Raw genomic sequence first — 22,884 nt, 5'->3', positions numbered from 1 at the left:
GGAATCATCCTTCCCAACACTTTTTCGACCTGGTGTTACTCATTCTTATGGTGCTTTCAATGCCGAGTTATGTTCGCTCTTATTCGATCCTGACTCCACCATCAATCAGCCCGGAGACGCTAAACTAGCCACTCTGCCACTTCCCTACATGTACGGGGTTTACTATATTTAGCTTTTATCTATACAAAGGAAGAAGGCTATCGACCTATGGTCGGTAGCCTTCTGTTATTTAGTATTTCATAATTAACTGCAAAATTTTTAGTTCAAAATATCTAAATCCGTTACTGCCCCTTTGGATGAAGAGGATACTAATGCAGCATACTTCGCCAATACCCCTGATGTATACTTAGATTCAGGCTTAACCCAGTTCTGTTTCCTTGTTTCTAATTGTTCTGGTGTTACATTGAATTTTATTTCTTGTGTTACGCTATCAATAGTGATGATATCATCGTTCTCTAAGAAAGCGATTGGCCCACCGACTTGTGCTTCTGGAGCCACATGCCCAACTACAAATCCATGCGAACCACCGGAGAACCGTCCATCTGTAATGAGCGCTACATCTCCACCCAGTCCTTTACCTACAAGCATAGCTGTAAGAGAGAGCATTTCTGGCATCCCAGGTCCACCCTTCGGGCCCGCATAACGGATAATCACGACATCGCCCTTTTTAATCTCATCATTTACAATAGCTTCTGTCGCTTCATCTTCACTATTGTATACTCGAGCTGGCCCCTCGAAACGAAGATTCTTTAATCCTGACATTTTGGCTACGGCACCATCAGGAGCAAGATTCCCTTTTAGAACGACTAACGGTCCACTTGATTTCAGTGGATTGTCAAAAGAACGAATGACTTGTTGATCTTTTTGCAAAGATGGTAAGGTAGCCAAGTTCTCAGCTATTGTTTTTCCAGTAACCGTCATACAGTCACCATGCAACAATCCCTGTTCCAACAATAATTTCATCACCGCAGGAACGCCACCAACATTGTTAAGATCCTGCATGACGTATTTCCCACTCGGCTTTAGATCGGCCAGATGAGGAACTTTGATCCGAATTCTATCGAAATCTTCCAATGCAAGGTCAACTCCAGCAGAATGGGCAATAGCTAGTAGATGAAGAAATGCGTTCGTTGATCCACCTAGTGCCATAACTACCGTAATGGCATTCTCAAATGCTTCCTTCGTCATAATATCTCTTGGTTTAATATCTTTCTCCAAAAGATTGATTACAGCCTCTCCTGCATTTCTACATTCCACGGATTTACCAGATGAGATAGCAGCCGTAGATGATGAACTCGGCAAAGTCATCCCTAATGCTTCTGCCGCTGAGGCCATCGTATTTGCTGTATACATTCCGCCACATGCGCCCGCACCAGGACATACACTGCATTCGACTTTGTGTAATTGCTCTTCGTTTATTGTACCTTCGTGGTAAGCTCCAACCGCTTCAAAAGCAGTAACAATATCAACATCATTGCCATCTAACTTTCCGGGTTGAATCGTTCCCCCATAAACATAGACAGAAGGTATATTCATTCTACCCATCGCCATCAAACAAGCTGGTGTATTCTTATCACAGCCTCCAATTGCGACCAATCCGTCGAAACGTTCTGCATTGGTAACCACTTCGATGGAGTCAGCAATAACCTCCCGGCTTGGCAAAGAAAATAACATCCCTTCATGACCCATAGCGATACCGTCAGATACGGTAACTGTATTGAATATTAAAGGAGCTCCACCGTGTTCTTTAATACCCTCTTTCGCATCCCGAGATAACACGTCAATATGGACGTTACAAGGCGTAACTTCACTCCATGTACTTGCTACACCGACCATCGGCTTTTTGAAATCTTCATCTGTAAATCCAACCGCTCGAAGCATCGCCCGGTTCGGAGTCCGATTAACACCTTCACTTATATCTTTACTACGTGTCCGTAGATCTTTGTATTCCTTCATCGTTCACTCAGCTCCTTCATATCATTAAATTAATTTATATAGTTCATTCATAGGTCTCAACAAGTTTTGTTTCATAATTGCAGAAGCTGTCGTAGAGTCACGTTGTTCCATGGCTTCGATAATTGCAGTATGTTCCTGAACAGATGAATAGGTAGAAGTCTCATGTTGCTTCAGAAAAACATACTTAAATCGACGAATATGAGTTTGTATCGTCGTACTAAATGAAGATATATACAGGTTATCTGATAATTCTACAATGAGATTATGGAACTGTTCATCCATCTCCATTGCTTGATAAGGTTGTTTATTCTCAATGGACTCTGCAAACTTTGCATTTAACATCTTTAACTGCTCAATTTGCTCAGGAAGGATCAAAGACGTCGTTATTTCTGTTGCCAATGCATGTAACGTTGCAAATACAGGATACAACTTTAGAATATCGTCTTTATCTATATCCTTCACTATTGTAGCCTTGCCAGGGTGAACCTCAACTAACCCTTGAACTTCTAGTAAAAGCAAAGCCTCCCTAATCGGAGTTCTACTAACCCCTAGCGCTTCTGCTAATTCAGCATCAATTAATTGTTCTTTAGGCTGAAGCGTTCCATCAATGATCCATCTTTGAATTTGTGCGTATGCTCGTTCTTTGGCAGACATTCTACTTGGTGATGAGAAATCGCTCGGTATAGGCATGTAATCCCCCTCTCATATATGCAATATATCGCATATATATATTAAAATCAAGTGGGATAAAAAAAGACCACTTTTTTCAAAGTGGTCTTTGCTCAAGACAGAGCAGAATTATTTGGATAGGAGTGGAGAGAAACCATACTGTAAGTTCATTGTAATGTATCCGTTTTCATTTGTCAATAACTTCTTCAAAAGTTAATGTAAACACTTACGTTTGAACGGCAACGACGCCTTTATAAAGGATGGCGCTGCCGTTTCTGCTGAAATATAAGGAATAGAGTTTCAAGCGAAACTCTATTCCTTATATTTTTGATGAATCACATAAATACAATGTACCCTAGCTCTTGCAGTAAATTTCTTGCCCGTTCCATATCCTCTTCCTGGCGGAATGAAAGGCGCATCACACCGGGAACATCTTCTCTGCTCTCGATAATTTGTATGTTGCTTAGATTAATTTGTTTGGAACCTAGCTCCGTAGCAATATTCCCGATGATTCCAGGATGATCTGGTACATTCAAATATAAATCAAGCAATGATGTAATCATTCCTTTTCTTCCTTCTGGAAGTTCGTTGCGGAAGGCATTGGCTTTCTGGAATGCTTCCTCAATCGCTTGTCCATTACTATCCGTAAGCATGTCAATAAAGCTTGATATCCCTTCATTCCAATCTTTAAGTAGACGAAGCATTACTTCATTGTTGTTCAGAAGAATATCACGCCAAATGACAGGATCACTAGATGCAATACGAGTGATGTCTCTAAATCCCCCGGCGGCTAATCTTCGATATAGTATATTAGATTCATTATAGTCACTTATTTGGTTGACCAAGGCTACAGCGATAATATGTGGCAAATGACTGATGGCGCCCACTATTTCATCATGCAACTTGGGATCAACCTTTACAATATGGGCTCTAGTATAGGACAACAACTGTTCTAACGTCTCCACAGCATGCTCTGGTATGTTCGATGATGGACACAGTACATAATAGGCATTCTCAAATAGAAGGATCGATGCAGCCTCTACACCAGATTGTTCCGATCCAGCCATTGGATGCCCACCAATGAAATATACATCTTTAAATCGCAATGCTTCGGCTGCTGCAGATATACTAGCTTTGGTGCTACCCACATCCGTAATAATACAACCTTTCTTCAAAGGCAATTGACTTAATTGAGTCAAATATTGTTCCAATTTACCGACAGGTACACATAGAAATATAAAGTCAGCATCACTAGCCGCTTCTTCTATCGATAACGTCGCTGAGTCCACAACACCTTTGCTCATATACTTATCGATTGATTCTGGGCGGTGGGCATGACCCACGACTGTGATATCAGGTTTATTTTTAAAACATAAAGCCAGTGAACCCCCGATTAATCCTACTCCAAAGATCGCTACTTTTGTCTTGTTCATAATTCCTCACTTCTATTCATCATAGATTATCATAGATTCATTTAATATTATGTTATACCGAAGTTAAAGCTAGTACCTGCTCTAGTGATTGAATAAACATTGTATTCTGTTCTGGCGTACCTACAGACACTCGGATATAGGTTGGATATTTCTGATGTCCGGCACGAATAATAATGCCTTTGCGTAGCAAAGATTGAAATACGTCACCGGATGGTCTACGAACATCTACCATAATGAAATTCCCATGAGCAGGTAAATGGGACAGACCTAGACGGTCAAATTCCCCCTGTAAATAAACCAGTCCTTCAGCATTCAACTGTTTACATTTACCTACAAACTCTTGATCTTGTAACGCTGCAATTGCAGCAGCTTGAGCAACACGTGACGTATTAAAAGGTTCCCTAACTTGATTGATTAATTTGATCACGTTAGCATTACCCACACCATACCCTATACGAAGGGAGGCTAGACCATATATTTTGGAGAATGTACGTAGAACGACTATGTTTGGATATTGATCTAATAAAGTTATACCATCTGGGTAAGAAGAGTCCGTTACAAATTCACAGTATGCTTCATCCAACACAACCATCACATGGGATGGAATCGCGTCTAAGAATGTTGTTAATGCACTTCCTGATACGATCGTTCCTGTCGGATTGTTAGGATTACAGATCCAGAGTATCTTTGTACGCTCATTCACAGCTGCAAGCATAGCGTCAAGATCATGGATTCCGTCTTTCAATGGCACTTCGATACATACAGCACCTTCAATGTCAGCGTTACTCTTGTACACTGAGAAGGTCTGATCTGCCATAATCGTCTCGTCACCTGGCACAAAGAATGCCCGTGTAATCAACGCAATAACCTCATCAGATCCACAACCAAATATAATCTGATCATTATTCACGCCCAAATGTCGGCCAAGTGTCGTCGTTAAATTAACCGCACCACCGTCTGGATACACACTGATATTCTCAAGTTCAGATAGAATAGCATCCTTAACTAGAGGTGATGAGCCATAAGGATTCTCATTAGAAGCTAATTTAATCACTTCATCCAAACCTAGTTCACGTTTCACTTCTTCAATAGGCTTACCCGGTTGATATACAGGTAGATTAACAATATGGGATTTAGGCTTCATAATATCCCCCTCACTCTCTCTAATTTATCCTTTTAATTGTGCCACAAAATCATGTATTTGCAAAAGTCCTTGTTGTCTTGTATTTACATCATTTAATAATGGAATCACGGATTCAATTTCACGAACGATCGCACTACCAACAACTACACCATCACAGATTTGAGAGAAATGAGCCACTTGCTCCTGTGTAGATATCCCGAAACCTACGGCAACAGGAATATCTGTATACTTTCTGACGGTTTGAATAAATTCCTCTACCCCTTGATGAAAGGTTGAACGTTCCCCTGTCACTCCTAAAGAGGATACACAGTATACAAATCCACTCGCATTCCCTACAATTCTCTCAATTCTTTCATGCGATGTCGGTGCTACCAACGGAATAAAACTGACTCCCGCTTCATTCGCACGACGTCGCATATCTTCGGATTCTTCTATAGGAAGATCTGGAATGATCAACCCACTGATTTCATGAGTCTTTACTTCTTCGAAGAAACGGTCCAACCCCATCTGTAACGCTGGATTGTAATATGTGAATAAAACAAACGGCATCTTGACGCCTGCCTTACGCGCTTTCACAGCTGTCTCCATACAAGTACGAATCGTCACACCATGCTTCAATGCACGCCCTGATGCCCGTTGGATGACGGGTCCATCCGCCAATGGATCCGAATAAGGCACACCTAACTCAATAATATTAGCGCCTGCTGCTTCCAGTTGAATAATAATTTCTACCGTCGTCTCCACATCAGGATCGCCTACGGTCAAGAATGGCATGAGCGCAGTTTGATTCTGGCTTTTCAATGCTGCAAATGTCTGTTCCATTAATTTCATGACTGAACCTCCCCTGTATAAGCCATGATGGATTCGACGTCTTTGTCTCCTCGTCCCGATAAACAAATAACTACGATGTCGTCCTTCGTTAGCGTTGGTGCAAGTTTGATCACTTGAGCAACAGCATGTGAAGATTCAAGGGCAGGAATGATTCCTTCGGTGCGGCATAGAAGTTGTAGCGCATCGAGCGCCTCTTGATCTGTGATCGGTACATATTGTACTCGTTCAATATCTTTCAAGTAAGAGTGTTCCGGTCCTACTCCTGGATAATCAAGTCCCGCTGAGATGGAATGAGCTTCCTGTATTTGTCCATGTTCATCTTGTAATAAATAACTCATAGAACCTTGGAACACACCATGTGTTCCGTGCGTCATCGTCGCAGCGTGGAAATCGGTATCCACACCTTTCCCAGCAGCTTCGACTCCAACCATAGCAACGGACTCATCTTCAATAAATGGATAGAACATTCCAATAGCATTACTTCCACCACCAACAGCGGCAACAAGTACATTCGGTAGACGTCCTTCACTTTCAAGAATTTGACGTCTCGTCTCATCCCCAATCACTCTTTGGAAATTCCGTACCATCATAGGGTATGGATGAGGTCCCACTGCAGAACCTAGAATATAGAATGTATCTTCTACATTGCTAACCCAATATCGAAGCGCTTCGTTACACGCATCCTTGAGTGTGCGTGTTCCCGAAATCACTGGAATTACTTCCGCACCTAGCAGTTTCATCCGAAACACATTCAACGCTTGACGCTTCGTATCTTCTTCTCCCATGAATACTTTACATTCCATGCCAAGTAGTGCAGCCACTGTAGCAGCAGCTACACCATGTTGCCCAGCGCCGGTCTCAGCAATGACCTTCTTCTTGCCCATACGTTTAGCAAGAATACCTTGAGCGATGGCATTATTTATTTTGTGAGCACCTGTATGATTTAAGTCCTCGCGCTTCAAGTAAATTTTAGCTTCACCTAAATGTTGACTCAGTCTTTCCGCATAATAGAGCGGAGTCTCACGACCTGAGTACTGTTTCAACAAATAATCAATTTCCTCCTGGAAACTAGCATCTGCTGTATTTTGTTTATAGGCTTCTTCCAATTCTAGAAGTGCGTTCATCAATGTTTCGGGCACAAAGCGCCCCCCAAATTTACCGAAACGACCGTTCTCATCTGGCATTTGCGTCATATTTGTTTCACCCTTTCAACAAAAGCTTTCATTTTTTCTATATCTTTCAAGCCATTACTTTCTACGCCGCTCGAAACATCAACCCCATAAGGACGATATTTCGTAACCAATTCACCCACATTAGAAGGCTGCAGACCCCCTGCTACAAAAAGGGGAATTCCCTGTTCCTCACTCCACGATTGATATTGTGGAATTTGCTCCCAAGAAAAGGTCTGCCCTGAACCTCCACCATAGATAGGGTCGAATGTGTCCAGTAATAACGCATCAATAGCACTAACATATTCCTGTGAAATAACCTGTTGTACGAAAGAGTCCGAAGTATTCTCCATTCCTTTGCCTTGCACTTGTATCACTTTAAACACCTTAACGCCAAATCGGTCTTTCACCGCATGACAGAATTGAGCATCTTCTTGCCCGTGTAACTGGATTACATCGAGCGGTGCTTGAGCCATCACGCTATCTAGAAACTCCATCTCTGGATTCACGAATACCCCTACACTTTCAGGACGCGTCTCATTCTGCCAATCTTTAAGTTGTTTTATAAGTACAGCTGCTTGTTCTGCAGTCACTTGTCTACGACTATTAGCGAATACAAATCCGACATAGTCCAGCGGTAAGTTTAACATCGATTTTAGCACTTCAACGTCCTGAAGTCCACATATTTTTACGACTGTATTCCCCATGCTAGCGGTATTCCATATGTTCATCCAGTGGTCCCATCAACTCATTCACAGCTATCCCAACATCATTTTGACGCATGAAATACTCACCTATCAGCACGCCATTTGTACCTGCTTGTCTTAAGTAATTCATATCTTCAATGCTGGAAATCCCACTCTCGCTGATGTTCGTAATCCCTTTTGGAATCATAGCAATAAGCTTAGCCGTCGTCTCAAGTGAAGTCTCAAACGTCTGAAGATTACGATTGTTAATGCCAATTAATGATGCTTGATCCAAATCTAATACATGTTCCAATTCCTCAGCGCTATGAACTTCTATCAACGCATCCATTCCAAGTGCTGAAGCTTCCTTGATGAATGAAGAAATTTGCTTAGGCTTCAGTATGCTTGCTATAAGTAGAACGGCATCCGCTCCCAACAGACGAGCCTCATAGATTTGACGTTCATCAATAATGAAATCTTTACGTAGCAGGGGCAACTTCACGGCCTCACGAACAGCTCTCAAATATTCACCACTACCTTGGAAATAATCCACATCTGTCAGTACAGATAGACAGTCCGCTCCCGCCTTCTCATAGGCTAACGCAATCTCTACAGGATCGAAATCTGGACGAATTAACCCTTTGGATGGAGATGCTTTCTTCACCTCAGCAATTAACCCCATATCTCTACGATTTCTTTCGGACAATGCCCTTTGAAATCCTCTAGTCTGAGGCATGTTAGCAATTTCTCTTTCGGCAATCGACAAATTAAAAGTTTTCGCTAACTCTTCCACTTCTTTTACCTTAGTAAGTACTATTTTATCAAGATACATGGGACTCTTCTCCTGTCATTTGGATCAATTGATTTAATTTTGCATAAGCACTACCGTTATCTATCGCATCTGCAGCAAGTTTTACACCTTCTACCATACTATCAGCAAGTCCTGATATATAAATACAAGCTCCAGCGTTAGCTAAGACAATATCTCGGTAAGGACTCTTATCACCTTGAAGCACAGATCGAATAATTTCGGCGTTCAGAGCTGCATCACCACCTAATACTTTTTCTAGAGGGTGCATTTCAAGACCTAAATCATGCGGATTAATTTCATAAGTAGTTACAATACCTTTTCTTAATTCAGATATTTGAGTTGGAGCTGAAATGCTAATCTCATCTAATCCATCTAGGCTTGAGACAACCAAAGCACGCTTTAATCCAAGCTCCTTAAGTACATGTGCAATCGTCTCTGTCATGTTCCGATCATAGATTCCTAATAGCTGACGATCCGCACCAGCAGGGTTGGTCAAAGGTCCTAACATGTTAAATACGGTTCGTACACCCAGCTCTTTACGTGGTGCCGCAGCATGTCGCATAGATGGGTGGTAAATTTGCGCGAACAAGAAACATATCCCGATCTCATCCAAACAGCGCTTCGCTTGTTCAGCTGTAATGTTAATGTTCACACCAAGAGCTTCCAACACATCCGCACTTCCTGCACGTCCAGAAGCTGAACGATTGCCATGCTTGGCTACCCGTACAGACACAGAGGATGAAATAATCGCAGATGTCGTCGATATATTGAATTTATGAATCCCTGATCCACCTGTACCGCATGTGTCGAGTAAATGGGCACTTTCTGTCAACATCCTAGCACCCGCTCCCCTCATCGCTTCAGCAAAGCCTGTAATCTCTTCAACAGTCTCCCCTTTGATGCGAAGCGCTGTTAATAACCCACCGATTTGCGCCTGCGTTGCTGCACCATCCATAATACTTTGCATCACTAGACGCGCCTCTTGTCTTGAAAGGCTATTTCCTTGTATCAGGGTCGATAGGTTCGATTGAATCAACGCTGTTTGATCCACTTCAACACGGTCATGTCCAACAACACTCAACTTTTCTGCACTATTCTCCACTATGCTCATCTCCATATTATTTAATTAGTATAAATAATCTTGATTAATCGTATCGTCATCTTTCTTCAGAGGAGGAAACATCAACTCTGCCGTACGAATTGCTTTTAATAATGCTTTAGCTTTATTAACCGTTTCCTCATACTCTTTCTCTGGCACGGAATCCCATACAATTCCTGCACCTGCCTGTATATAAGCTTTGCCTTTACGGAAAATTAATGTGCGTATCGTGATACAAGAATCCATGTTTCCGGAGAAGCCCAAATATCCGATAGCACCAGCATAAGCACCGCGTGCTTCTTTTTCTAACTCAGCAATAATCTCCATGGCTCTTAACTTGGGTGCTCCTGATACCGTTCCCGCGGGTAAGCAAGATAGAAATGCGTCGAAGAAATCTTTATCTTCACGTAGCTGACCTGATACATTCGAAACGATATGCATGACATGTGAGTACTTCTCTATCTCCATAAAAGAGTCACATTTCACGGTTCCGAATTCAGATACTCTTCCCAGGTCATTACGACCAAGATCGACTAGCATTAAATGCTCCGCACGTTCCTTCTCATCTGCCATAAGCTCTTCAGCCAAAGCTCGATCTTCAGCATCCGTCATCCCACGAGGTCTTGTGCCTGCTATAGGACGAGTCTCAACTCGACCTCCATCCACCTTAACAAGTGCTTCAGGTGACGTTCCTACAATAATTTCTTCGTCCATTTTTAAATAATACATATAGGGCGAAGGATTCAATGTTCTAAGGACACGGTATACATGAAGCGGTGATACTTCTGTCTCTATATGAAAACGCTGGGACAATACAACTTGAAATATATCTCCAGCTCGGATATATTCTTTCGCTTGTTCCACATTCGAAATATACTGTTCTTTGGTCATATTCGATTTAATATCACCCAATTCCACATCCTGTGGAATGCTATGACGATTCACATTTTCACGTGGGCCTTGTTCTTGTAGTTGCTCAGCGACGTCTTCTAGCTTACGACTAACCGCTTCGTATGCCTCTGAAATATCAAGATCGGTATCCCCGTCCTTGACATGCACGTTGCCTATTAATAGAATTTGCTGCTTCACGTGATCAAATACAATAATAGAATCACAGAACATGAAGCGAATATCATCCATATGCAGATCATCCACAGCATGCGCTGGTAAATTCTCATAATATTGAAGCAAATCATAACCAAAGAATCCGATGGCTCCACCTGTAAATGGTGGCATCTCCTCAAGCTTCGGGCTTCGATAAGAACGTAACAGCGCTTTGAGCTCTTCCACTGGTTTGCCCTTCATGACCTCTTCGATACCATTCTTTTCTAGAACGATACGACCTTGTTTGCCGGATATCATTAGGAATGGGTCGGTACCGATAAAGGAATATCTTCCCCATTGACTTCCGCCCTCTACACTCTCCAAGAGAAATGCATGATCCCGCTGAGCATATCTTTGAAATATACGAATCGGTGTCTCCATATCAGATAAAAGACGTTTCACCACAGGGATCAAATTATATTGACTTGAAAGTGTAATTACTTGTTCTAAACTAGGGGTCATCATGACCATCCCTCCCTCATTATATTGTTCATGTAAATCGCACTATTGCGATATTTCTTTAAGGGACGAGACCCCTTACTGCGAGAAATATAAGAAAAAACCTCTACAAAAGTAGAGGTTTTTTGGTCATAAAGTATATGAAAGAGTCCGGTCACTAATCCATTCTATAACCCTAGATTCCCATCCCATATAGCTAACGCTAAGGAGTAGGTTCTAGAATCAGAATATGATTCAGTACCGAATTAAATAACATATGGACTCTGCTCGACTATACTCATCTCAACTAAACTCTACTCTACTCAACTAAGAACACTATACATGATACCAATTACTTTTGACAACCCGGTAAACGAATTATTTAATAGATTGTTCAAAAAGTCATCTTTTGAACTCTCAATTTAATTAGTCCCTTGACCCGAAAGGTCTGGGCGAAGCTTACGAGCATCATTTAAATACACATGTTTCATTTCCTTTTGGCTCTTCTCCGTATTTACCTGGATCATAAAGCGAATACAATGGGGTAGACTCCCCTGAACAGGTATCTCTACTGAACACATTAAAGGAACTAAATCCCATCCTTCCAGTTGACGAATGGCTCTTGCAGGGAATGTTGCGTCCAAATCATGTGTCATCGTGATCCACACACTGCAAATATCTTCCGGCTCAATCTCATTGCGAATCACAATTTCTCGCAGAAGCGTCATCGTCTCCTGGAGTATTTCCTGTTCGTCATTCTGAGTAACACTCGTTGCTCCACGAATACCTCGATTATACAAGAGTTTCCCCTCCTTCTCTAAGAGTATCGATCGTATCACGAACAAGCTGTTCCGGTATATCCTTCACAATACTTACGGATCCAATCGACTCAGGTATGATAAAGAGCATATGCCCTTCTCTAAATTTCTTGTCATGCTTCATGGCGTTCATAATATCATCCGTAGATAAATGCGCTGCCATCGTTACGGGAAGACGCAGTGATTGAAGCATACTAACCGTTTCATCATAAATACTAGCATCACGGCCTAGACGAACAGCAAGTAAGGCTGAGCCTGCCATTCCAATCGAAATAGCTTCTCCATGCAAATATTCACCATAACCTGCAACGGCCTCAATCGCATGCCCAATCGTATGTCCCAGGTTAAGGATCGCGCGTAAGTCATTTTCCCTTTCATCACGCGATACGACATCTGCTTTGATTGAACAACCTCGTTCTAATCCATATCCTAATGCTTCGGGATCAAGTGCCAATAGTTCAGTAGAATGCTCCCTGCACCATCTGGCGAAATCTCCATCCAGAATCAGTCCATGTTTCACCATCTCAGACAGCCCTGCAGATACTTCACGTGCTGGTAAAGTCTGCAATGTATCTAAGTCATAGAGCACTAGCTCCGGTTGATGAAAGGCTCCAATCATGTTCTTAGCCAGTGGGTGATTAACTGCCACCTTTCCTCCCACACTACTATCATGAGCGAGAATGGTTGTCGGAATCTGAATGAACTTAACTCCCCGCATATAGCTGGCAGCGACGAATCCAGCTAAATCACCGACAACGCCACCACCTAATGCAATAACCGCCGAGTTACGGTCAAGACCACCCTCAATAGCTGTAGTCATGACTTCTTCAAAGACAACTAAAGATTTAGACGTCTCCCCTGCCTTGACTACTTTGGATACCGTTACATAACCAACTTCCAATAGTAGTTTCTCTACCATAGCTAAATAATGTGGTGCGATATGCTCATCCGTTACGATCATTAATGGGCTTTTTGTAGATATGTTATGGTCCTTGAAATACTGACCTATACGGCTTAACAAACCAGTTCCAATATAGATCGGATACGAACGTTCACCCAAGTCCACATTCACTGTTCTCATATTTAGTAACTCTCCAATTGAGCAAGATAATGGCTATAATTCGCTTTAATCTCGTCCATTGAGTCTCCACCAAATTTCTCCAAGAATGCCTTAGCTATTTCCCAAGCAACGACATGTTCCATCACGACACTTGCAGCCGGTACAGCACATGCATCTGAACGTTCGACTTGAGCAGTAAATGCTTCCTTCGTATCGATATCAACACTTTGTAATGGCTTATACAATGTTGGAATAGGCTTCATGACACCTCGAACAACTACAGGCATTCCATTCGTCATACCACCTTCAAATCCACCTAATCGATTGCTTGCTCGGTGATATCCTTGTTCCTCATTATATAGAATCTCATCATGGACTTGTGAACCTCGTAGAATTCCTGCTTCAAATCCAATCCCAATCTCCACACCTTTAAATGCATTGATAGACATGACGCCTTGAGCAATTCTCGCATCTAGCTTGCGATCATATTGGACGTAGCTACCAAGACCAATCGGTACTCCTTCGACAATACACTCGACAATTCCACCAATAGAATCGCCATCTTCCTTAATCTGATCAATATAGGCTTCCATCTTCTTCTCTGTCTCAGCATCTACTACTCGTACAGAAGAAGCTTCTGTCTGTTCAATCAATTCATCAATAGTTAAGTTATTCGGAGGAGCTTCTATCTCTCCAATTCGAATGACTTGACCTGCAATCTTAATCCCGAACTCTGCTAGAAATTGACGAGCAATCGCTCCACACGCAACACGAACAGTTGTCTCTCTTGCACTGGAACGTTCGAGGACATTTCGTAAATCTTTCAGATTATACTTAAGCCCACCATTCAGATCCGCATGTCCAGGGCGTGGACGGTGTACACGGCGCTTCTCTTCATCTGTACCTTCAACGGGCTCTATATTCATAATATTCCGCCAATGGGTCCAATCATTATTGGCTACAACGAGCGCCACAGGAGCACCTGTCGTATACCCATGCCGAACTCCTCCTACAATTTGAGCGGTATCTTTCTCAATTTGCATACGTCTTCCGCGTCCATAACCCTTTTGACGGCGATGTAGTTGAAAATTTAGTGCTTCGAAATCCAATGTTAAATTACTCGGCAGACCTTCAATAATAGCAGTGAGTTGGGGTCCGTGAGTCTCCCCTGCTGTTAAATAGCGTAAACTCATGTTGTTTTCCCCCTTTATACTTTCATACTGTAAATGGCTAAAATCCGATAATATCTTTGCTTATTATAGTATAGGACATAGACTTTGACAAGAATGGGTATCCTCATTTATAAATACATACAAGTAGAAACGGCTTCGCCGTCCTTTTTTAAGGACGGAACCCGTTTCAGCGGAAATATAAAGATTAGAGTATTAAGAATCAATTTCATAATTACGCAACCCGATTTAGCCGCATCGGCGATTATGAAATTGATTCATGTGAAACTTATACTTACTTATATTTTCAAAAAAAAACGTCGTTCCTCTCGTTCAAAGGATACGACGCTTATGCTAAAAGATTAGTCAACTATTGATCGGTTGAACTGTAATTTCAACATGGTTACGATCATCCACGAAATCAAATATCAATCGTTTGAGTTGAACCTGCTCTAAACCTAGAATTTGTCCACATTCTTGAATCGTAATGAAACCACGCTGATAGGCTGTAATAACCTTTCGTTTATCCATGCTGCGATAATCCCTCCACTTACTCCAATATGTTCTATGGATATTAGTATCGCAATCTGGACAGCATAATATACCTTTTCAGAATACTTTCCGAAATTGAACTTACACTTTCTTACGATAGAAGAATGTTTCTGTTGGCTCAAGGCCGTACTGCGCTGGCGAGAAAATCTGTTCAGTACTACCTACGAACAAATATCCACCTGGACGCAGACTATTAGCGAATTTATGATACAGCATATTCTTGGCCTCTTCTGTAAAGTAGATCATCACATTACGACATACAATGAGATCACAGGAGTCATCAAATGTATCCAATAGCAGATTCTGCTTCTTAAATTGAACAGATTTCTTCAAAGAATCATGAATTGCAAACAGCATACCCTCTTGATTAAAATGTGCCGCAGCTACGTCTTTCGGAACATCCTTCAATGAACGTTCGAGATACTTCCCCTGTCGCGCCTTCTCCAATGCACCCTCATCAAGATCAGTAGCTATAAGTGTTGTATTCGATAGCATCTTCTTGTCTGAAAGAATCATAGCTAATGTATAAGGCTCTTCTCCTGTAGAGCAAGCTGCACTCCATATTTTGAGACGTCCCCTACTACTCAGTACAAGCTCTGGTAGGATAGTATCCCGCAGTACTTCCCAACGATTCGGGTTACGCCAGAACTCCGACACATTGATGGTCATACGATCCAGAAATTCATATAGTAACTTCTTATCTTGCTTCATAGCCTGAAAGAATAATTCGAAAGAATCATACCCATGCTTAACACGGAGCGTCGTTAATCGACGCTTCATTTGTCCTTCTTTATATTGCGAAAGATCGATTCCAGTCGATTTCTTGATCGATTCGATAAAATGAATATAGTCAGGATCGACGGTTGTATTCTCCGGGTTATGACCTGGTTCGAGTAATTGATTCTTCATATCCATGACGCTAGTCCTTTGGAATAATTCACAAGTTCATGAGCTTCAAAGAAATTTCCAATCTCTCTCTTACTGCTCTCCACTGAATCTGAACCATGAATCAAATTATTAGGTGTATGTGCGGCGAAATCTCCACGAATCGTACCTGGCAGTGCTTCTTTCACATTCGTTTTGCCAATGACTATACGAGATAATGCAATGATGTCATCGCCTTCCCATACCATCGCAAAAACAGGTCCTGAAGTAATAAACTTCACCAGATGTGGATAGAAGTCCTTCCCTACATGCTCTGCATAATGGAATTCCGCTTGTTTGGTAGTCATTTGAACAAACTTACATCCCACAAGGGTAAAGCCCTTATCCTCCAACCGACTCACTATACGTCCAATTAATCCACGTTGAACACCATCAGGCTTAATCATTAGAAAGGTTTGTTCCATGATCTCACTCTCCATTTTCAATAAATCAATCCTAGATAACTTTAATATGATCTTCTCGTCACGAAGTGAGCGATGTCTTTCAAATTACGTTTCGTTTTGAGATCGGGAAGCTCATTCAACACATCCAACGCCTTACTGATATAGCGTGTAGCTAATTCTTCCGCTCGACGAATCCCTGAGCTTTCCTTGATAAGTGTAATGGCATTGGCTACATCGCATTGACCATTCAGTTTATGAATGCGAGCTATTTCAACAAGCAGCGCCTGACGCACATCAGGATCCTGTAGTGCATAAATCACAGGTAACGTTATATTACCTTGCCGAATATCACTTCCAGGCGGCTTACCGATTTGCTTCTCCGTCCCACAAAGATCCAATAAATCATCTTGTATTTGAAAAGCCATCCCCACATAATAACCATATCGGTATAAAAGGTTGCTAACTTTAGAATCAGCCTCGGCAGCAACAGCTCCGAGCTGGCAACTTACAGCAATCAACAATGCTGTTTTGCGACGGATCCGTAACATATACCGTCGTACACTTTGTCCAGTATGAAAGAAATCTCGAATCTGCTCCATCTCTCCAATGGACATCTCAACCAATGCTTTGGAGAGTATCTGATGGATCTCAGGATTAGGAAGTTGCGTTACAATTTCCATTGCTCGGGCATAGATAAAGTCCCCTGTATACATGGCGATTTTATTATCCCACTTCGATTTAACTGTTAATTGACCGCGACGGGTATCCGCGTCATCAATGACATCATCATGAACGAGTGAAGCCATGTGAATGAGTTCCAGTGGGACAGCCACACGCATCAGCTTCTCAAGATTGTACTCTCCGAATTTACCACCCAGCAATACAAAGACAGGGCGAAGCCTTTTACCTCCCGCCTTGAGAAGATGAAGCGATGTTTCGTGAAGAAGCTCATCACCACTAATGCTGCGGTAGAGCTCCTGTTCTATGTATTCCATATCTTTTTTCAACAATCCAAACATATCTAATCTCTTCATTCTTTCACCCGAATTCGCTTATTCTCTTCCCACATCTCCATGCGTACTTCATGCTGTATCAGTCCAAGTTCATACGCATAACGGAAATATAGTTCTAACCCCTGCCGTTGCCGTACACCATAATCGTAACATAAATTCTCAAAGTATTTTCGCCAATATTGCAGAGTCCCACCGATCTTTATCGTGGCTTCCAGAATAATTGGAGTCAGATCTGACAAACTACGATTCTTACTTTTCTGCAAAGCTCGTACAATTTCCTGTATTATTTCGGGTTTGTTCTTAGCAGTATCACGATGAACTGCCCATACCGCAAAGGTCATACTATGCCCTGTCCATTGTTTCCAATATTCACTTATATCCGTCACATATAGCCCGTGATCAGTCCAAGACGCCTTAATAGCATGATCTCCTATCAACAGTGCTGCATCTGCAACGTCCATCATAGTCTTAAGGTCAGGATCCATTGCGATATATTTCGGACTCCCCTTAAGTGCTTTTGTCATCAATATCTTTAACAGATTAGTTGAGGTCGCTGATGTATTTGTCACAGCAATAATACTATTAACCATGTACTCTATAGGTTCCTTGGAAAATAATAAGATGGACTGTACGGGCCCATCTGCACTTACAGATAAATCTGGCAGTAGAAGTAACTTATTGGATATTTCTCCGTATGCAAATGAAGATAATGCCCCAATATCAATGGATCCTTCGCTCATACCCTTATTTAAATACGAGGGAACAGCAGTAATCATCTCTACAGGACCTTGCAATGAATCCGGATCAAAATAATGAAAAACAGGCCATGCATTCGTATATTTAATTGTACCAATGATTGTCTTATTATTGTCCGGCGAGGTCACGATCATCCCTCCCATCTTTTAAATAATTGATGATCTATGCGTAGGTTATCAAGCACCTTACCTACAACAAAATTAATAAGATCGTCCATCGTTTCTGGGTGGAAATAAAAAGCCGGCATAGCCGGGATCATTCTCACACCAAGTCTCGAAAGCTTCAACATATTTTCCAAATGAATAGCATGAAGTGGTGTCTCTCGAGGTACTAATACTAATGGTCGTCCTTCTTTTAACATCACATCTGCTGCACGAGCTAGCAAATTGTCTGAGGACCCATTCGCAACAGCAGATAATGTGCCCATTGAACAAGGAACAATAATCATTCCTTCGACCTGAAAAGATCCGCTTGCAATCGACGCTCCAATATCAGCGACTGGATGATAAACATATGATGCTGGATAGCTTCCGAACTTTTCTTTTAGCGTACCTTCACGATCTGTACTACTCCAACCTAACTCTTCATGAAGCACGCGCCAGCCAGCATTAGATATAACAATATGTACATCCATCTCACTAGCTAACAGCGTTTCGATTAATCTAATGCCATATATGGAGCCACTAGCTCCTGTAATCCCAACAACCCATCTCTGCTTCTTCTCAAGTTGATTCAAGCGGTTTGCACCACCAGTTCAATCAAGGTAAAGGTAAAAACAACGATACTTAGAACACTGTTCATCGTAAAGAAAGCCGTTTGTAGCTTACTCATATCATTTGGAGAAAGAATGAAATGTTCATAAATTAAAATTCCGCATGAAATGATTATCCCTACCAAATACCACCAGTGTAGTGATGCTGTAAAGTAGAGAGCTATAAATCCGATTGCAGTAATTACATGAAAAACGCGTGCTATCTTAAGAGATGTATGAATACCGAATCGTGCTGGAATAGAGTATACTCCTTCTTTTTTATCAAATTCCATATCTTGAATCGCATAGATAATATCAAATCCAGCTGTCCAGAATGAAAGAGTAATATAAAATATGAACGCACTGGAATCCACACTATTCGTAACCGCGACCCAACCTCCCAATGCTGCCAGTGATGTAGTCAATCCCAAAACAACGTGACAGAGCCATGTGAAGCGTTTCGTATAGGAATAAATAACAAGCATGAACACTGCGATAGGTAATAACTTCACGGAAAGCGGAGTTAACTCAAATGCAGCCCAGAATAACAAAATGAAGGATACGATCGTAAACACGAACACTTCCATCGTCTTTAATATGCCAGCTGGAATGGCACGATTAGCCGTTCGAGGATTCTTCTTATCAATCACCTGGTCAATGATTCTGTTTAATCCGAACGCTGCACTTCGAGCACCAAATAATGCCATTACAATCCAGCCAATCTGTGCCCATGAAGGTAGTACCCCATGAACTGTTACCGATCCGAGCAAGGCTCCCATGAACGCAAAAGGAAGGGTAAACAACGTATGTTCAATTTTAATCATTTCAAGATAAGCACCAATCTTCTTAAACATTCTAATTCTCCTTAATCCCAATGTGTAACGCTGATATACCGCCAGTTAAGGGATATGCTTCGACATGTTGCAATCCGACTTGCTGAAATTTTTCTACCAATTCATCTCTTCCTGGAAATAAAGCAAGTGAATCGGGCAACCATTTATACTGTTCATATCTGGATGCGAACAATTTACCTAGACTTGGTAATATTTTTTGGAAATAGAAATAGTATATCCCTTTGAAAGGTTGCCAAGTCGGCTTTGATAACTCTAGACAGACCACCATTCCGCCAGGCTTAACCACTCGCTTCATTTCATGAAGCACCTGAACAAGGTCTGGAACATTACGTAATCCGAATCCTATCGTGGCATAATCAAATTTGTTATCTTCGAAAGGTAGGCTCATCGCATTTCCTTCAACCAACGTAATGGAATCCTTTCGTTGATGATTCTTCACTTTTTTACGTCCTACTTCAAGCATGCTTGGGCTGAAATCCAATCCTACGATCTCACCAGATCCACTCGCCTCCGCCAAACTAAGCGTCCAGTCACATGTACCGCAGCATACATCAATAGCCGTCTCTCCCGATTTCATATCCATTCTTGCCATCGCAAATTTACGCCATGATTTATGTCTTCGAAAACTTAAAATATCATTCATTAGGTCATATTTCGTAGCAACACTCTCAAAAACAGATTGTACGAACTGTTCCTTGGGCTTGTCATTCTCAATATTATGATTAGTTTCAACATGTTGACCTGGGCTATTCCGTTCCAATCCCATTACCCCTCTCCTACAACGGCTCTAGAACTATTCAAGTATAACCGGAATGATTCTAATACCTCTCCAATATATAAGGATTGTCCATCCCCTTTGAGGCTATTGCGTATACGTTGTACTCGTTCAACCGATTCATGTAAAGTGTTCAACAAGTGTTCATTTGCAATATATGGATAAGTCCCTGCATTACGGTCGAGTTCAATCATCACGGTCTCACATAGAGTGAATTCACGTAGTAACTTTTCCCATGATTCCTTTAAAGAGTTTTCTATCATGGGTGAAAAAGAAAGAAAAAGCTGCATATTTAGCTGCACCTTTTGTTCCAAATATTGTTCTGATGTCAACTCCCGTGCTTGCATGGAGCTGTAAAAATTCATCTTCATCATATTCAAATCACAAATGGCTCTACTCAATTGAGTAATTACTTCGATCTGTCCTTCATCAGACAATAGTTGATAAAAGCGACTGCTATAATAATCACCTGCCAACACTTTCAATTGACGAGAACGCATGTGAATTTCAGCTTGATTACCTTGTTCTGTATCAATCGTCTCATGTGTATCCAGTCCCATCTGAATCAAGGATGTAACCATAGCATAGAGCTCTATGTGATCAATTGATTTGCGACTACCTATATTCAAAAAGATATATAGTAAATGAACACGAGCATCCGGAAATTTGGGCAATTTCGTATATTGTTCTATCATGTCATACTCGATGTAGCTACTTGCGAGTTGGGGTATGCGGTAAGATTTCATCATTAGCCTCCGAGCTGATAACTTTAAGTGGTTATTCAAAAAGCCATCTTTTGATCTGAAAATCTGACTTTTTGAATACACACTTTAATACTTTTTCTTCGTTAACAATCTCGACTATTATAGCACATGTTAATTCAGCGCGCACTGTGGTTATTCTATCTTTCTCTCATGATTACGGTCTCTGAAACTGATTCTGCCAAAGTTTCGTTTCGGTCATATGGAAAGTTTGTTTCAATTGAACTGGAAGCGGCGTCTCTCCGTTACTTTTTAACACTTCTGTCGACTCCGAACTCCACTGCTCTCGACTCACATCCGCAGCCAATAGTAAATGACGTGAATTCAACCACTTATTCTCCGCAACAAGTCTAAGCATTAATCGATCTACATTAGGCGTATGTTCGAAACAAAAAGAAATCGCTTCTGCCATATTCTCATAGATTTCTGTCGCTGTACTTTCCGATGTCACGACTTTCAAATCTAATGTCAGAGTGGATTCACTCCATTCCACTCGACTTATGGGCACTGTTAAAGGTAATGCACTGAGACGGTCAACCAAGTTCTCGTTGTTTAAAGTTGTGCTTAAGTGAGGATTAAATACGGAAATATTCTCTTTCATTTGTGCAAGTGAGGTTTGGAATGTTAATAATTTGGGCAGGAAGATTACGGCCCCTATACATAGCAACAATGTGCAAGCCAGTACAATCCATCGATTCATCAGACATGCCCCTTTCATCGTTTCACTCTCTTTCGTATGCCATCACGATTAGAGTCCCTAACTCATTGTACAATCAAAAAAAGCAGGCTATGCCTGCTTTTTAACTCTCGCTCTCCACTTTACCATGTTTCGTTAACACTTCTGCTTTCCCACGGATCTTTACTGCTGAAGTATGATTAGTAAATTGAGCTATGAGCACTTCACCCTTATCCAATTTCTCGGTATGATGAAACTTCGTATCCTGTCCACGAGTGAGCCCGATGACCTGCACACCATTTTCTTTTGCTTTGATAACAATATAGTCGTCATCTTTATTGGTTTCCATGAAATCTATCCCTCCCACAAAATGAAATATAGACAAGAAAAAGCCGTGAACATACGTCACGACCTTCCTTTTGATCATTTACACTTGTTCTATGGATTTTGGAGAAATCTTATTTAATTCCGTCTTTAAGCGCTTTTCCTGGTTTGAATGCAGGAATTTTGCTCGCAGCGATTTCGATTTCTTCACCTGTTTGTGGATTGCGTCCTTTACGTGCAGAACGTTCACGCACTTCAAAGTTCCCGAATCCCACGAGTTGCACCTTATCGCCATTTTGCAGCGCTACGGAAATCGCTTCGAATACAGCATCTACTGCTTTAGTAGCATCCTTCTTCGACAATTCTGAAATTTCAGCTACTTGGGAAATCAATTCTGATTTGTTCATTTCTATTCACCTCCCCAGCAAGAAATGAGATCGATTGTTATTCTTTGTTTCCGTTTTCTCGCAAAATATACTTTACAATAGCTATTTACGTACAAATTTACGTACAAGAATCGCCTTTTTTAGTATCTAACTGTGAGTACGGAACAATTTTCATACTAATACAGCGAACCCATAATATCAAGCGTTTTAGGTCTATTCGCTGTATTATTAGATGAATTATGACTATTAGTGCCATCATTAGACTTAATCCAATACCCTTGGATTACCTCAATTTTTATTTATTTTAGAAATAAACAAATT

25 protein-coding genes are annotated in these 22,884 nt (G+C 41.4%); all 25 read right to left on the bottom strand.

Annotation, left to right across the window (positions count from 1 at the left end):
* Positions 1-258: 258 nt before the first annotated feature.
* The gene (gene ilvD / locus AC1TO8_RS07945) at positions 259-1,956 is read right to left on the bottom strand and encodes a dihydroxy-acid dehydratase (RefSeq protein WP_482055036.1); all 1,698 of its coding nucleotides are present in this window, start codon (positions 1,954-1,956) and stop codon (positions 259-261) included.
* 24 nt (positions 1,957-1,980) lie between these two features.
* Complete coding sequence (locus AC1TO8_RS07940; RefSeq protein ID WP_482055035.1) at positions 1,981-2,646, bottom strand: GntR family transcriptional regulator; 666 nt, start codon at positions 2,644-2,646, stop codon at positions 1,981-1,983.
* A gap of 314 nt (positions 2,647-2,960) precedes the next feature.
* The gene (locus AC1TO8_RS07935) at positions 2,961-4,058 is read right to left on the bottom strand and encodes a prephenate dehydrogenase (RefSeq protein WP_482055034.1); all 1,098 of its coding nucleotides are present in this window, start codon (positions 4,056-4,058) and stop codon (positions 2,961-2,963) included.
* 52 nt (positions 4,059-4,110) lie between these two features.
* Positions 4,111-5,202, bottom strand: a complete 1,092-nt coding sequence (gene hisC, locus AC1TO8_RS07930) for a histidinol-phosphate transaminase (RefSeq protein ID WP_482055033.1) — start codon at positions 5,200-5,202, stop codon at positions 4,111-4,113.
* A 24-nt stretch (positions 5,203-5,226) separates the two neighbouring features.
* Positions 5,227-6,033: a tryptophan synthase subunit alpha gene (gene trpA, locus AC1TO8_RS07925; RefSeq protein WP_482055032.1), complete on the bottom strand. Its 807-nt coding sequence runs from the start codon at positions 6,031-6,033 to the stop codon at positions 5,227-5,229.
* The gene (trpB, locus tag AC1TO8_RS07920) at positions 6,030-7,226 is read right to left on the bottom strand and encodes a tryptophan synthase subunit beta (RefSeq protein ID WP_482055031.1); all 1,197 of its coding nucleotides are present in this window, start codon (positions 7,224-7,226) and stop codon (positions 6,030-6,032) included. Before trpB ends, trpA begins: the two co-directional genes overlap by 4 nt.
* Positions 7,223-7,909 (bottom strand): phosphoribosylanthranilate isomerase, encoded by a 687-nt coding sequence (locus AC1TO8_RS07915; RefSeq protein ID WP_482055261.1) that lies wholly within the window; start codon positions 7,907-7,909, stop codon positions 7,223-7,225. Before AC1TO8_RS07915 ends, trpB begins: the two co-directional genes overlap by 4 nt.
* 1 nt (position 7,910) lies before the next feature.
* The gene (gene trpC / locus AC1TO8_RS07910) at positions 7,911-8,720 is read right to left on the bottom strand and encodes an indole-3-glycerol phosphate synthase TrpC (RefSeq protein ID WP_482055030.1); all 810 of its coding nucleotides are present in this window, start codon (positions 8,718-8,720) and stop codon (positions 7,911-7,913) included.
* Positions 8,710-9,750 (bottom strand): anthranilate phosphoribosyltransferase, encoded by a 1,041-nt coding sequence (trpD, locus tag AC1TO8_RS07905; RefSeq protein ID WP_482055260.1) that lies wholly within the window; start codon positions 9,748-9,750, stop codon positions 8,710-8,712. Before trpD ends, trpC begins: the two co-directional genes overlap by 11 nt.
* Positions 9,751-9,825: 75 nt before the next feature.
* Positions 9,826-11,367 carry an anthranilate synthase component I gene (trpE, locus tag AC1TO8_RS07900; protein WP_482055029.1) on the bottom strand — a complete coding sequence of 514 codons (1,542 nt, stop codon included), beginning with the start codon at positions 11,365-11,367 and terminating at the stop codon, positions 9,826-9,828.
* A 395-nt stretch (positions 11,368-11,762) separates the two neighbouring features.
* Complete coding sequence (gene aroH, locus AC1TO8_RS07895) at positions 11,763-12,140, bottom strand: chorismate mutase (protein ID WP_482055028.1); 378 nt, start codon at positions 12,138-12,140, stop codon at positions 11,763-11,765.
* Positions 12,133-13,239, bottom strand: a complete 1,107-nt coding sequence (gene aroB / locus AC1TO8_RS07890) for a 3-dehydroquinate synthase (protein WP_482055027.1) — start codon at positions 13,237-13,239, stop codon at positions 12,133-12,135. The genes aroH and aroB overlap by 8 nt, the downstream gene beginning before the upstream one ends.
* Positions 13,240-13,241: 2 nt before the next feature.
* Positions 13,242-14,411 (bottom strand): chorismate synthase, encoded by a 1,170-nt coding sequence (aroC, locus tag AC1TO8_RS07885; RefSeq protein ID WP_482055026.1) that lies wholly within the window; start codon positions 14,409-14,411, stop codon positions 13,242-13,244.
* Positions 14,412-14,753: 342 nt separating this feature from the next.
* A complete protein-coding gene (locus tag AC1TO8_RS07880) occupies positions 14,754-14,918 on the bottom strand; it encodes a hypothetical protein (RefSeq protein ID WP_482055025.1) in 165 nt (54 codons plus the stop codon).
* A 102-nt stretch (positions 14,919-15,020) separates the two neighbouring features.
* Positions 15,021-15,854, bottom strand: a complete 834-nt coding sequence (locus tag AC1TO8_RS07875; protein WP_482055024.1) for a CheR family methyltransferase — start codon at positions 15,852-15,854, stop codon at positions 15,021-15,023.
* Positions 15,845-16,288, bottom strand: a complete 444-nt coding sequence (ndk, locus tag AC1TO8_RS07870; protein WP_482055259.1) for a nucleoside-diphosphate kinase — start codon at positions 16,286-16,288, stop codon at positions 15,845-15,847. The genes AC1TO8_RS07875 and ndk overlap by 10 nt, the downstream gene beginning before the upstream one ends.
* Positions 16,289-16,329: 41 nt before the next feature.
* The gene (locus AC1TO8_RS07865; RefSeq protein WP_482055023.1) at positions 16,330-17,301 is read right to left on the bottom strand and encodes a polyprenyl synthetase family protein; all 972 of its coding nucleotides are present in this window, start codon (positions 17,299-17,301) and stop codon (positions 16,330-16,332) included.
* Positions 17,298-18,164 carry a menaquinone biosynthesis protein gene (locus AC1TO8_RS07860; RefSeq protein ID WP_482055022.1) on the bottom strand — a complete coding sequence of 289 codons (867 nt, stop codon included), beginning with the start codon at positions 18,162-18,164 and terminating at the stop codon, positions 17,298-17,300. The genes AC1TO8_RS07865 and AC1TO8_RS07860 overlap by 4 nt, the downstream gene beginning before the upstream one ends.
* A gap of 2 nt (positions 18,165-18,166) precedes the next feature.
* A complete protein-coding gene (locus AC1TO8_RS07855) occupies positions 18,167-18,772 on the bottom strand; it encodes a UbiX family flavin prenyltransferase (protein WP_482055021.1) in 606 nt (201 codons plus the stop codon).
* Positions 18,769-19,641 carry a UbiA-like polyprenyltransferase gene (locus AC1TO8_RS07850; RefSeq protein WP_482055020.1) on the bottom strand — a complete coding sequence of 291 codons (873 nt, stop codon included), beginning with the start codon at positions 19,639-19,641 and terminating at the stop codon, positions 18,769-18,771. The genes AC1TO8_RS07855 and AC1TO8_RS07850 overlap by 4 nt, the downstream gene beginning before the upstream one ends.
* Before the next feature lies 1 nt (position 19,642).
* Complete coding sequence (locus AC1TO8_RS07845) at positions 19,643-20,407, bottom strand: demethylmenaquinone methyltransferase (protein ID WP_482055019.1); 765 nt, start codon at positions 20,405-20,407, stop codon at positions 19,643-19,645.
* A complete protein-coding gene (locus AC1TO8_RS07840) occupies positions 20,407-21,165 on the bottom strand; it encodes a heptaprenyl diphosphate synthase component 1 (RefSeq protein ID WP_482055018.1) in 759 nt (252 codons plus the stop codon). Before AC1TO8_RS07840 ends, AC1TO8_RS07845 begins: the two co-directional genes overlap by 1 nt.
* Positions 21,166-21,334: 169 nt before the next feature.
* Positions 21,335-21,877 (bottom strand): hypothetical protein, encoded by a 543-nt coding sequence (locus AC1TO8_RS07835; RefSeq protein WP_482055017.1) that lies wholly within the window; start codon positions 21,875-21,877, stop codon positions 21,335-21,337.
* A gap of 100 nt (positions 21,878-21,977) precedes the next feature.
* Positions 21,978-22,202 (bottom strand): trp RNA-binding attenuation protein MtrB, encoded by a 225-nt coding sequence (mtrB, locus tag AC1TO8_RS07830; RefSeq protein ID WP_438351277.1) that lies wholly within the window; start codon positions 22,200-22,202, stop codon positions 21,978-21,980.
* A gap of 109 nt (positions 22,203-22,311) precedes the next feature.
* Positions 22,312-22,584 carry an HU family DNA-binding protein gene (locus tag AC1TO8_RS07825; RefSeq protein ID WP_438351278.1) on the bottom strand — a complete coding sequence of 91 codons (273 nt, stop codon included), beginning with the start codon at positions 22,582-22,584 and terminating at the stop codon, positions 22,312-22,314.
* Between the last annotated feature and the right edge of the window lie 300 nt (positions 22,585-22,884).

The organism is Paenibacillus sp. Y859, from assembly GCF_056786405.1.
The sequence above is the reverse complement of the archived record's forward strand: the minus strand, read 5'-3'. Positions and strand labels throughout refer to the sequence as shown.

What these genes read in the sequence shown, in the direction of transcription:
- ilvD (WP_482055036.1), bottom strand. Translation starts at nt 1,956, where the DNA reads ATGAAGGAATACAAAGATCTACGGACACGTAGTAAAGATATAAGTGAA.
- AC1TO8_RS07940 (WP_482055035.1), bottom strand. Translation starts at nt 2,646, where the DNA reads ATGCCTATACCGAGCGATTTCTCATCACCAAGTAGAATGTCTGCCAAA.
- AC1TO8_RS07935 (WP_482055034.1), bottom strand. Translation starts at nt 4,058, where the DNA reads ATGAACAAGACAAAAGTAGCGATCTTTGGAGTAGGATTAATCGGGGGT.
- hisC (WP_482055033.1), bottom strand. Translation starts at nt 5,202, where the DNA reads ATGAAGCCTAAATCCCATATTGTTAATCTACCTGTATATCAACCGGGT.
- trpA (WP_482055032.1), bottom strand. Translation starts at nt 6,033, where the DNA reads ATGAAATTAATGGAACAGACATTTGCAGCATTGAAAAGCCAGAATCAA.
- trpB (WP_482055031.1), bottom strand. Translation starts at nt 7,226, where the DNA reads ATGACGCAAATGCCAGATGAGAACGGTCGTTTCGGTAAATTTGGGGGG.
- AC1TO8_RS07915 (WP_482055261.1), bottom strand. Translation starts at nt 7,909, where the DNA reads ATGGGGAATACAGTCGTAAAAATATGTGGACTTCAGGACGTTGAAGTG.
- trpC (WP_482055030.1), bottom strand. Translation starts at nt 8,720, where the DNA reads ATGTATCTTGATAAAATAGTACTTACTAAGGTAAAAGAAGTGGAAGAG.
- trpE (WP_482055029.1), bottom strand. Translation starts at nt 11,367, where the DNA reads ATGATGACCCCTAGTTTAGAACAAGTAATTACACTTTCAAGTCAATAT.
- aroB (WP_482055027.1), bottom strand. Translation starts at nt 13,239, where the DNA reads ATGAGAACAGTGAATGTGGACTTGGGTGAACGTTCGTATCCGATCTAT.
- aroC (WP_482055026.1), bottom strand. Translation starts at nt 14,411, where the DNA reads ATGAGTTTACGCTATTTAACAGCAGGGGAGACTCACGGACCCCAACTC.
- AC1TO8_RS07880 (WP_482055025.1), bottom strand. Translation starts at nt 14,918, where the DNA reads ATGGATAAACGAAAGGTTATTACAGCCTATCAGCGTGGTTTCATTACG.
- AC1TO8_RS07875 (WP_482055024.1), bottom strand. Translation starts at nt 15,854, where the DNA reads ATGGATATGAAGAATCAATTACTCGAACCAGGTCATAACCCGGAGAAT.
- ndk (WP_482055259.1), bottom strand. Translation starts at nt 16,288, where the DNA reads ATGGAACAAACCTTTCTAATGATTAAGCCTGATGGTGTTCAACGTGGA.
- AC1TO8_RS07865 (WP_482055023.1), bottom strand. Translation starts at nt 17,301, where the DNA reads ATGAAGAGATTAGATATGTTTGGATTGTTGAAAAAAGATATGGAATAC.
- AC1TO8_RS07850 (WP_482055020.1), bottom strand. Translation starts at nt 19,641, where the DNA reads ATGTTTAAGAAGATTGGTGCTTATCTTGAAATGATTAAAATTGAACAT.
- AC1TO8_RS07845 (WP_482055019.1), bottom strand. Translation starts at nt 20,407, where the DNA reads ATGGGATTGGAACGGAATAGCCCAGGTCAACATGTTGAAACTAATCAT.
- AC1TO8_RS07840 (WP_482055018.1), bottom strand. Translation starts at nt 21,165, where the DNA reads ATGATGAAATCTTACCGCATACCCCAACTCGCAAGTAGCTACATCGAG.
- AC1TO8_RS07835 (WP_482055017.1), bottom strand. Translation starts at nt 21,877, where the DNA reads ATGAATCGATGGATTGTACTGGCTTGCACATTGTTGCTATGTATAGGG.
- mtrB (WP_438351277.1), bottom strand. Translation starts at nt 22,202, where the DNA reads ATGGAAACCAATAAAGATGACGACTATATTGTTATCAAAGCAAAAGAA.
- AC1TO8_RS07825 (WP_438351278.1), bottom strand. Translation starts at nt 22,584, where the DNA reads ATGAACAAATCAGAATTGATTTCCCAAGTAGCTGAAATTTCAGAATTG.